The organism is Streptomyces sp. NPDC050161 (genome assembly GCF_044460025.1).
In the GTDB taxonomy this organism is placed as follows: Bacteria; Actinomycetota; Actinomycetes; order Streptomycetales; family Streptomycetaceae; genus Streptomyces.
In genome coordinates this window covers 79,340-88,734 of the sequence record NZ_JBITJM010000004.1, presented here as the reverse complement: position 1 = coordinate 88,734, position 9,395 = coordinate 79,340, and the positions used below count along the sequence as shown (strand labels likewise).

The 9,395-nt window shown below is 71.9% G+C and carries 11 protein-coding genes; 3 read left to right on the top strand and 8 right to left on the bottom strand.

Translation table 11 applies throughout. The features are described from left to right. Positions 1-102: 102 nt before the first annotated feature. The 4 genes from ACIBK8_RS08260 to ACIBK8_RS08245 form a co-directional block, all read right to left on the bottom strand. Positions 103-546, bottom strand: a complete 444-nt coding sequence (locus ACIBK8_RS08260; protein WP_399040845.1) for an SPW repeat protein — start codon at positions 544-546, stop codon at positions 103-105. Positions 547-772: 226 nt separating this feature from the next. After that, on the bottom strand, positions 773-1,120 hold the full coding sequence (locus ACIBK8_RS08255; RefSeq protein WP_399040844.1) for a DUF6126 family protein: 348 nt from the start codon (positions 1,118-1,120) through the stop codon (positions 773-775). 265 nt (positions 1,121-1,385) lie between these two features. After that, on the bottom strand, positions 1,386-1,769 hold the full coding sequence (locus tag ACIBK8_RS08250; protein WP_399040842.1) for an ArsR/SmtB family transcription factor: 384 nt from the start codon (positions 1,767-1,769) through the stop codon (positions 1,386-1,388). Positions 1,770-2,096: 327 nt separating this feature from the next. Then, the gene (locus tag ACIBK8_RS08245; protein ID WP_399040841.1) at positions 2,097-2,873 is read right to left on the bottom strand and encodes a helix-turn-helix transcriptional regulator; all 777 of its coding nucleotides are present in this window, start codon (positions 2,871-2,873) and stop codon (positions 2,097-2,099) included. Positions 2,874-3,040: 167 nt separating this feature from the next. On the opposite strand from ACIBK8_RS08245, the gene ACIBK8_RS08240 reads away from it, so the two are divergent. Beyond that, positions 3,041-4,021 (top strand): medium chain dehydrogenase/reductase family protein, encoded by a 981-nt coding sequence (locus ACIBK8_RS08240; protein WP_399040840.1) that lies wholly within the window; start codon positions 3,041-3,043, stop codon positions 4,019-4,021. Between the two features lie 181 nt (positions 4,022-4,202). Here the strand turns inward: ACIBK8_RS08240 and ACIBK8_RS08235 are convergent, their stop codons facing one another. Beyond that, on the bottom strand, positions 4,203-5,096 hold the full coding sequence (locus ACIBK8_RS08235; RefSeq protein WP_399040839.1) for a siderophore-interacting protein: 894 nt from the start codon (positions 5,094-5,096) through the stop codon (positions 4,203-4,205). A 72-nt stretch (positions 5,097-5,168) separates the two neighbouring features. On the opposite strand from ACIBK8_RS08235, the gene ACIBK8_RS08230 reads away from it, so the two are divergent. Both ACIBK8_RS08230 and ACIBK8_RS08225 read left to right on the top strand, forming a co-directional pair. Next, positions 5,169-5,981 (top strand): TetR/AcrR family transcriptional regulator, encoded by an 813-nt coding sequence (locus ACIBK8_RS08230; RefSeq protein WP_399040838.1) that lies wholly within the window; start codon positions 5,169-5,171, stop codon positions 5,979-5,981. Between the two features lie 146 nt (positions 5,982-6,127). Continuing rightward, positions 6,128-6,442: a hypothetical protein gene (locus ACIBK8_RS08225; RefSeq protein WP_399040837.1), complete on the top strand. Its 315-nt coding sequence runs from the start codon at positions 6,128-6,130 to the stop codon at positions 6,440-6,442. 207 nt (positions 6,443-6,649) lie between these two features. Here ACIBK8_RS08225 and ACIBK8_RS08220 read toward each other — a convergent pair whose 3' ends face one another. The 3 genes from ACIBK8_RS08220 to ACIBK8_RS08210 form a co-directional block, all read right to left on the bottom strand. Continuing rightward, a complete protein-coding gene (locus ACIBK8_RS08220) occupies positions 6,650-7,138 on the bottom strand; it encodes a glutathione peroxidase (RefSeq protein WP_399040836.1) in 489 nt (162 codons plus the stop codon). A 102-nt stretch (positions 7,139-7,240) separates the two neighbouring features. Next, on the bottom strand, positions 7,241-7,672 hold the full coding sequence (locus ACIBK8_RS08215) for an STAS domain-containing protein (protein ID WP_399040835.1): 432 nt from the start codon (positions 7,670-7,672) through the stop codon (positions 7,241-7,243). A 323-nt stretch (positions 7,673-7,995) separates the two neighbouring features. Further along, a complete protein-coding gene (locus ACIBK8_RS08210; protein ID WP_399040834.1) occupies positions 7,996-9,375 on the bottom strand; it encodes an 8-oxoguanine deaminase in 1,380 nt (459 codons plus the stop codon). Positions 9,376-9,395 lie beyond the last annotated feature (20 nt).

The window sequence follows — 9,395 nt, the reverse complement described above, 5'->3', positions numbered from 1 at the left end:
GGGCTCCCGGGGCCCCCCCCACCCGGGGGGGGGGCCCCCCCACCCGCGCCCCCCGCCCCACGGCGTTTCCCCCGCAGCGTCACCGCACGCGCGGGACGGACGTCACGTCACACGGTGGCGGTTCTTCGCAGCCGCCCCGATGCAGAGCAGACCCAGCAGGAACGTCAGTGCGCCGACCACCACGTTGGTCAAGACGACTCCCATGTCCGGGCCGCTGCCCACGATCCAGGGCGCGATGATCATCCACACGCCCATGGCGCACATCGCCCCGCTCAGTCCGTACATCCGGGCCGGCATCGCGGTGAACCCCAGGGCCAGCAGGCCGATCGCGACGCCCATGATGAGGTTGTGCGTCGCCAGCGCGGGCTGCGAGCCGGCGTAGTGCACGATCCACGGCGAGACCGCACAGAACAGGCCGACCAGGAACACCGGCCCGTCCACGAGTGCTACATCCCGCCCTCCGAGCACCCGCTCGTAACGGGCCTGCATCTCGGAAACATCGGGGTGACCGGCCAGATCTCCCCTGCTGTGTGAGACGTCGGCCATGCGACTCGCCTCCTTCGTTCGCAAGCCTGGCCGTAATCGCGCGGCATCGACCACGCACCTTCAATTCTGCGCTTATGTCGCCTTTATGTGTAGATGACGGGGGTGACCAGTTCGAGAATGTCGGTGGTGGCGGATCGCGGCGCACCCGGAGTCACCTCCCGTGACCCTTCGCGCCGTCCCGGGCGGCACGGGAAAACGGACGCCCCCCGCACCACCCGGGGCACCCTCAGGTACCCGCGTGCCGACCCAGATAGAAGAGCAGGGCCAGAAATCCGGCCACGAGATGACCGACCGCTATGTAGAGCAGGACCTGCCGCGTCGTGGCGTGCTCCTTGCGCCGGGCGACCAGCGCCAGGACGCGTGGCGGCATCGAGGGCCGCACGACGGGGCGCCCGATGGGGCGGCCGGTACGGCGCCGGATCGGGACGGCGCGCCGGCGGACACCGCGCGGCGCCGTACGGGCACCGGCCGCTCCCCACGGGCAGGGACGCCGACCCGCGGAACGCACCGCCCCGCTGTCGAGCGGGTGGTGGTGTCCCGAGCAGGGGCGCCGGGCACCCGGGGTTCCGGCCATGGGTATGCAGGTACGCGACCGGACCGAGCGCCACGGCGGCGGTCCCTTCCGTCGTGCTGCGCCGGGCACCGCGCTCACCCGGCGAGGCCGCCGAGCGGCCGGCCCGAACCGCTGCGGCACGACGTGGACGTACGGCCTGCCGTCACCGGCCACCGCACGGTACGGCTACGACTTCCCGACCCGCGGGCCCCGGCCCGCCGAGCGGCGGCCGGTGCCGCGCCGCCGACCGGAGCGCGGCCCGGCACCGGATTCCTCTGCATGTCGCTCACGACGCCTCCTGTACGCAGCCCAAGTCGGCCTGTGCGCAGCCCAGTTCGGCCCGGCGCAGCTCCGTGAGGAGTTCGTGCTGGCCGACGAGGACCGCGGAGAGTGTCCGGCGGGCGGCCCGCAGCAGCCCCGCGACATCGCCGCCCGCCAGCTCGTAGACGACCGTGGAGCCGGTACGGGTGGCCGTGACGATGCCGGAGCGGCGCAGCACGGCGAGCTGCTGGGACAGTGCGGCCGGCTCCACCTCGATCGCGGCTCGCAGCTTCCGTACGGGCAGCGGGCCGTCCTGCAGCAGTTCCAGCACCCGGATGCGGACCGGGTGCCCCAGCATGCGGAAGAACTCGGCCTTCGCTTCGTAGAGCGGCACACGGGCGGCCGTCATACGGACTCCTCCCCCATGGCGCGCGCAACGGCACCGGCGACTGCCACCCAGACGCCGTCAACGGCCTGCGCCGCCACGGCCCTGGCCTGCGCCGACGGCGTTCGTTGCCGTACCGCTCCGCCGAAACCGCCCACTCGCGTCCTCCGCATCGCGGCCCGCCGGCCGCCACGCCAACTGTTGAATTGCAGACTTATGCAACTGTAGACGACGGCGCGACGCCACGGGACGGCAAGGCCCCCCGGATGTGCCCCCTTTGAGCCGGGTGGAGACCCGGGGCACGCCGCCGTTTCCAGCGGGCTCGTCCGGCACCCTCGTCGCCGGTGTGCGTCACAGCGGGGTGTAGAGGGAGAGTTGCAGTGCCGGGTGGTCGTTGGCCTGGAAGGTCGCGTAGCTGAACGTGCGGACGCCCTGTTCGGGGTGATGGAGCGTCTTACGGCCGTTTCCGCTGGTCAGGATGGGGTGCTGGGTCCACCAGGCGGCGAATTCCGGGCAGTCCCTGCGCAGTCCGGCCGCGAGGGCGACGAAGGAGGGGTCGGCCGGCCACAGGTCGTGGGCGGTCCGGAACCGGGCCACCACGCGTCGGGCCTCCTCGGGCCACCCCGGGCCGAAGAGGCGCCGCGCCTGGGGGTCGAGCAACAGGTAGCGCAGGACGTTGCGGTCCTCATCGGGCAGTCGGACGAAGCCGGTGAACAGTTCGGCTGCCGCGTCGTTCCAGGCCAGCAGGTCCAGGCGGCGGCCGGTGACGTAGGCGGGCCGGTCCAGGCCCGCTATCAGGTGCCGGATGGCCTCGGGCACCTGCTCCCGTACGAAGGGCCGGTGGTGGGGGCCGCGCGCCAGGGTCCGCAGGTGGTTCTTCTCGACCTCGTCCATGCGCAGAACGCGGGCCAGCGCGTCCAGCGTGGCGGCCGAGGGGGAGACGGCTCGCCCCTGTTCGAGCCGGATGTACCAGTCGACGCCGATGCCCGCGAGCTCGGCCACCTCCTCGCGCCGCAGTCCAGGCGTGCGCCGACGCCGCCGGTCGGGCAGCCCGACCGCTTCCGGGCTCAGCTTCTCCCGGCGGGACCGAAGGAACTCGCCCAATCCGTTGCGGGTCGTTTTCGGCATGACCGGCTGCTCCCGCTCCTTCCACTGCTTCAACGGGTGAACTCGCGTTCCACGAGGGTGGGTCCGCGCGATCCCAGGATGATGCCAGGTCTGGATCCGGTTCAGCGGCGCCCCCACGATGAGGCCGTGCCACGTCCGGTGGCCGTTCGAGAGAGGCGCGAGGCCGCATGAAAGCCGCAGTCCTGAAGCAGTTCGGATCCTCTTTGACCATCGAGACCGTGCCCGATCCCGCCTTGGCGACGGGCGAGGTCGTGGTCGATGTCGCCGCGGCCGGCGTGCTGCCGTACGCCGCTGAGGTCTTCCGCGGGGAGCGCCAGTACCTGCTCACGCTGCCGGTGACACCGGGAAGCGGGGCGGTGGGCCGGGTACGCGCCGTGGGCCCCGACGCGACGCGTCTGCGCGTCGGCGACTGGGTCCTGTGCGACCCGACCGTCCGCTCGCGGGACGACGCGCTGACCCCTGACATCACGCTTCAGGGCCTGAGCGCCCGCGGGCAGGGCGGACTGCGCCTACAGGAACACTTCGGCCAGGGCTCCTTCGCCGAACAACTGCTGGTCCCCACCGAGAACGTCTTCCCTCTCGGCGCGATCGAACCGGCCGACGCGGGACTGTGGTGCGCCCTGCCACTCCTCCTCGTGCCCTACGGCGGTCTCCTCGCGGCCGGTCTCCAGGCCGGCCGGACCGTGCTGGTCAGCGGCGCCACCGGGAACTTCGGCAGTGCCGCCGTCGCGGTCGCCCTGGCCATGGGGGCGGGCCTCGTGATCGCGCCGGGACGGAACGGGAAGATGCTCGCCGAGCTGGAGCGCCGTTTCGGTTCGCGCATCCGGACGGTGCCCCTGTCCGGCGATGAGGACACGGACCGTGAACGGATGCGAGGAGCGGCGCCGGGCCCGATCGACATCGTCCTGGACCTGCTCCCGCCCTCTGCGGGAACCACACCGGTACGGGCGGCGGTCATGGCGGTCCGGGAAGGCGGCACGGTCGTCCTCATGGGCGGCGTCGGCATGCTGGGCGGCGCCGACCTCGGACTGCCGTATCCGTGGATCATGAGGAACAACGTCACGATCCGCGGCCAGTGGCTGTGCCCCCGCGAGGCCAACACCCGCCTCATCCAACTGACCAGGGCCGGGCTGCTGGATCTCCGTTAGTTCACCGTCACAGCCTTCGGCCTCGACGACACCAACGCGGCCCTCGCACACGCCGCCGCCGAAGGCGGACGCTTCAGCCTGACGGTCATTCAGCCGACCGCGCCACGCTGAACGGCCCCGTCACAACCTGCCGGAACGGCGAATCGGCCACCACCGACGCTCCCCTCACCCCATCCGACCGTCAACTACCCTGCCCCGCCCCCGACTCCGACTCCGCCCGGAGTGCCGATATGCGTTCCTGTGCCTCGGCGAGGTCTTCTTCGGTGGGGGCGTCGTCCTGGGTGAGGCTGCGGCGCCAGTAGCCGGTGAAGTGGATCCGGCCCTTGGCGAGGCCGCGCTCTCCGACGAGATGGCGGCGCAGCGTCCGTACCGTGCCCGCCTCTCCCGCCAGCCAGGCGAAGGTCTCGCCCGAGGGGATGTCGGCGTCGCGGACGGCGTGCAGCAACGCCTCGCCGGGGCCGCCCGACGCGTCCTGGCGATGGACCCATCGCACCGTGACACCGGGCCTGTCCACGGCGAGCGGCTGTTCCTCCGCCGCGTCCGCCACCTCGACGCAGGCCAGGGCGCGGGCGTCGTCGGGCAGTTGCTCGATCAGTGAGCTGATGGCCGGCAGGGCGGTGGCGTCACCGGCGAACAGCAGCCAGTCCGCGGTGTCGAGCGGCAACTGTCCGGCGTAGGCGGCGTCCGGGCCGTAGCGCCCGAGGGTGTCGCCGACGGCGGCGGACGCGGCCCAGCGGGTGGCCGGCCCGCTCTCCCCGTCGTGCAGGACGAAATCGACGGTGATCTCCCGGCGTGCCGGATCGTGGGATCGCACGGTGTAGCTGCGCATCCACGGCCGTTCGTCTTCGGGTATGGCGAGGAACGCCTGGTACCAGCGCATCGCGTCGCCTTCGGCCCCCGCGTCCGGCAGTCGCGGGGTGTCCTGGCCAGGCCGGGGGAAGCACAGCTTGAGCTGCTGGTCGGGCCAGGCGGTGAGAGCGTCGAGGCCGTCCCCGGTGAACGTGACCCGGACCATCCGTGGGGTGATCCGGGTGACGTCGGTGACGTGAATGAGCGCGACGAGTGCAGGCGTCATCGAGTCCCCCTGATATCCTTACGCCGTAAAGAGTTCACTCGTGACATTACTTTATGGCGTAAGGAGACGCAAGTGGTTGTCTTCGCCGGGCAGGGCGATGCCCGCCGTTCGATTGCCTTGCTGTGGCGGGAGGCGGGAGCCGCGCCCACGCGCCCTGCGCCAGGGCCCAAACCCGCGCTCAGCGTGGACGCGATCGTCGACGCCGGCATCGCCGTCGCGGACGCCGACGGCATGGCGGCCCTGTCGATGCGCGCGGTCGGCGAACGCCTCGGACGCACCGCCATGGCGCTGTACACCTACGTCCCCGGCAAGAACGAGCTGGTGGACCTGATGCACGACCGCGCGCTCGCCGAACTCCCCACCGGCTACGACCTCGCGCCCGGCTGGCGCGCCGCTCTGACGTCCTGGGCCGAGGACACCTGGGCGTTCTACCTGCGCCACCCCTGGGTCCTCCAGGTGTCGCAGGCCAGGCCGGTGCTCGGCCCCAACGAATACGTCGCGCTGGAGACGGTCCTCCGCGTGCTGTACGCCACGGAGCTGCCGTCGTCCTCCGTGCGGCGCATCGTGGGCACGCTGTTCCACTTCGTGCGGGGGGCCGCGCAGACGGTCGCCGAGTCACGGCTGGCCGCGGCGGCGACGGGGGTGTCCGACGAGGAGTGGTGGCAGGCCCGGTCCTCGGTGCTCGGCGAGGTCGCCCCCGAATTCCCGCAGCGTTTCCCGCTCCTGGTCCGGCTGGAGACCGAGGGCGCCGCGCACACCTCCGAAAGCACCGCGCGTGCCGACGGCGAAGAACCGCACCTGGAACGCGAGGCGCGGGCGACCTTCGATGTCGGGCTGACGGTGCTGCTGGACGGAATCGAGGCGGCGGTGGACAGGAACCGATGACGGCCACGGCGCGGCCCGTACGGCGCCCGCGCGTCAACTTCCCGGCGCGGGAACGTATCTTCTGCCCCTCACCACCTCAGGGGCATCTGGGTCACTCCGCACGCGCCCCCGCAACCCGAGGACGGGTCTCCGGGTTGAATCCGGGCATGGACGCCAAGCAGAACGCCGGTCATCCGTTCCAGCGCCACCCCCTTCCCCCGCAGACGCGGGCGCTCCCGCCGCCCCCGCCGCATCGCGCGCCGCGCCCGCACGAGGAAGGCACCCCGATCTTCGACCAGTTGCTCCGGGAGTGGCGTTCCGGCGCGCTGCGCTCGACGGTGTCGTGGCCGGTCGACGAGACGGCCTCGGGGGCGGTGCGGCGCGGTGCGGGTGCGCCGGATGACGGGCGTACCGTCCCGCGCACCCGCCGTCACGGTTCCGGCCAGGAACCGCCGCGCTCCCCCTCGCAGCCCGAACGCTGAACGGCCGCCGCCGCGCACTCGGCACTGCTCTATCGACGGCCCGCATGAATACACCATCGAGTGAATTGGTGAGGCGCCGCCGCCACGAACGGATGACGGGTCATACGGGAGAGAGAAACGGAACCGCCCCGTCCCGGCTCGCGCGGGGCGGCCGTGAACGGGGCGGGTGAGCCGGTAACGAGGCGGTGTGACGGGCGTGTTGCCGCGTCAGGCGGAGACGTTCTCCTCAATGGCGGAGACGATCGCGGCGTCGTCCGGCTCGACCTGCGGGGAGAAGCGCGCGACCACGGTGCCGTCCGCGCCGATGAGGAACTTCTCGAAGTTCCACCGGATGTCGCCGGTGTGGCCCTCGCCGTCCGCCACATCGACCAGCTGCTGGTACAGCGGGTGCCGGGTGTCGCCGTTGACGTCGATCTTCTCCGTCATCGGGAAGGTCACGCCGTACGTCGCCGAGCAGAACTGGGCGATCTCCTCGGCGTTTCCGGGCTCCTGGCCCATGAACTGGTTGCAGGGGACGCCCAGGACGGTGAAGCCGCGCGCGGCGTACTGGGCGTGCAGCCGCTCCAGTCCCGCGTACTGCGGGGTGAGGCCGCACTTGGATGCGACGTTGACGATCAGTACGGCCTTGCCGCGGTACTGGGACAGGTCGGCGGAACCGCCCTGGAGGGCGCCGATTTCTACTTCGTGAACAGACATGAAGCGTGATGGTAGTCCGCTCAGCCGGCGGTCGGCACCGGCGCATCGGCGCGCGGACGCCGGCCCGCTACGGGAGAGCCGGGCCGGGCCCGCGGCTCCGGGTCACCCCTGGCACCACACCGCGCTGACCGCAGGTCTGTCCGGTGCACCGGGATGCGTCCCGTCGTCGGACCCGCAGGGCGTCGACGAGGGGACGTCGGTGAGCACGTCGAAGGAACCGGTCAGGCCGGTCATGGCGAGCAGTCGCATGACGCTGTCGCCGGTGGTGACACCGGTGAGCCTGAGCCGTCCCGCCTTCGCGCGCGTCCGGTGGCGGGCCCGGCACAGCAGCGAGAGCCCTGAGCAGTCGATGAAGGTCACCGCCCGCAGATCCAGTAGGAGATCGGGGCGGCGGGTGCCGGTGAAGTCGTCCAGCCGGTCGGACAGCGTCCACGCGGCGAGAATGTCCAGCTCGCCGCGGAGTTCGACGACGGTGGTGCTGCCCACCGTGTACGTCCGGCCGAGAAAGCCTCGGGTGTTGTGATCCTCGTCCATCAGGCCCGTCCCTCTTTCGTGCCAGGGCGCGAGATCCCGCCACACGTAGGCGGCGGAGGCGTGCGGAAGGTGAGGGAGCGTCGATGAGGCCGGGCGGTTCCGGCCGCCGGTGGCGCTCGATGTGGTCGCGGTGCCGGTCGCCGGCTGTGATCCGGGTCGTCGAGTGTGCCGCGTGTGTACGGTTTTACCGCGGGTGTCTACGGCCTACCCGTTTGACGGGCTGTCAAGTCCCGGTAGGGAGGACGGCGGAAAGGTTGGCTCAAACTCGCCCTGGCGCCCGTCCGGTTACGCACGCAGAGCCGGACGGGGGCTGTTCTCGGCGGCTATCCGCTGAGTCCGGCGAGCGTGGCCAGGCGCCGGGCCTGGGCGCGGGTGGTGCGGGCGATGGCGTCCTCGTCCGCGGTGACGAGGTGGCCGTCCGCGACGACCGGGTCGCCGTTGACCAGCAGCAGGGTCAGCGGGGCCGGGGCGCCGAGGACGAGGGCGGCCACCGGGTCGGCGATGGAGGAGTGGAGCAGACCGTCGGTCTTCCACAGGGCGAGGTCGGCCAGTTTGCCGGGTTCGATTGAGCCGATCTCCTCCTGGCGGCCCAGTACCCGCGCGCCACCCATGGTGGCCATCCGTAGCGTCTGCCGGGCGGTGAGTGCCTTCTCGCGGTGGCTGCCGAGCCGGTTGACCAGCAGGGTGTTGCGCAGCTCGGCGCCGAGCTGACCGGATTCGTTGGACGCGGCGCCGTCCACGCCGAGGCCCACCGGGACACCGGCGGCGAGCATGTCGGGGACGCGGGCGAGTCCGGCGGCCACCCGGGCGTTGGACGACGGGCAGTGCGCCACACCGGTGCCGGTCCCGGCGAAGCGTGCGATGTCGGATGCGGTCATGTGGATGCAGTGGGCCATCCATACGTCCTGGCCCAACCACCCCGTGGACTCCAGCAGTTCGGTCGGCGTCATGCCGTACCGCTGCCGGCAGTGTTCCTCCTCTTCCGCGGTCTCGCTGCCGTGGGTGTGCAGCCGTACGCCCTTGGTGCGGGCCAGGGTCGCGGCCGAGCGGAGCAGTTCGGACGAGACGGAGAAGGGCGAGCAGGGCGCGACGCCGATGCGGAGCATGGAGGCGGGCGATGGGTCGTGCCAGCGGTCGATGGCCGCCTCGGTGGCGAGCAGGGCCTCTTCGGTGGTCTCCACCGCGAAGTCCGGCGGGAGTCCGCCGTCCGATGCGCCGCGGTCCATGGAGCCGCGGGTGGGTGAGAAGCGCAGGCCCAGCTCCGCCGCGGCGCGGATCCCGGCGCCCAGCAGGTCGCCGGCGCCGCGGGGGAAGACGTAGTGGTGGTCGGCCGTGGTGGTGACTCCGGACAGTGCCAGGGCGCCCAGCGAGCCCTGTGCCGCAGCGTGCACCATCGGTTCGTCGATCCGGGCCCAGACCGGGTAGAGGGTGACCAGCCAGTCGAAGAGGCTGCAGTTCTGGGCGAGGCCGCGGGTGAGCCACTGGTAGAAGTGGTGGTGGGTGTTGACGAGTCCCGGGGTCAGCAGGTGGCCGCCGGCCTCGATCCGCCGGGCGACGTCCGGCAGGCCGTCGGGAGCCGGTCCCGGGCCGGCCGATTCGATGCGGTGGCCGGCGACCACGACGTGGCCCGTTGGGTACTCGGTTCCCTGCGCGTCCATGGTGGCGAGGGCGCAGTTCTCGATGACAAGGCGGTTGGCCGGCACGGTCGTTCCTCGTTTCGGTT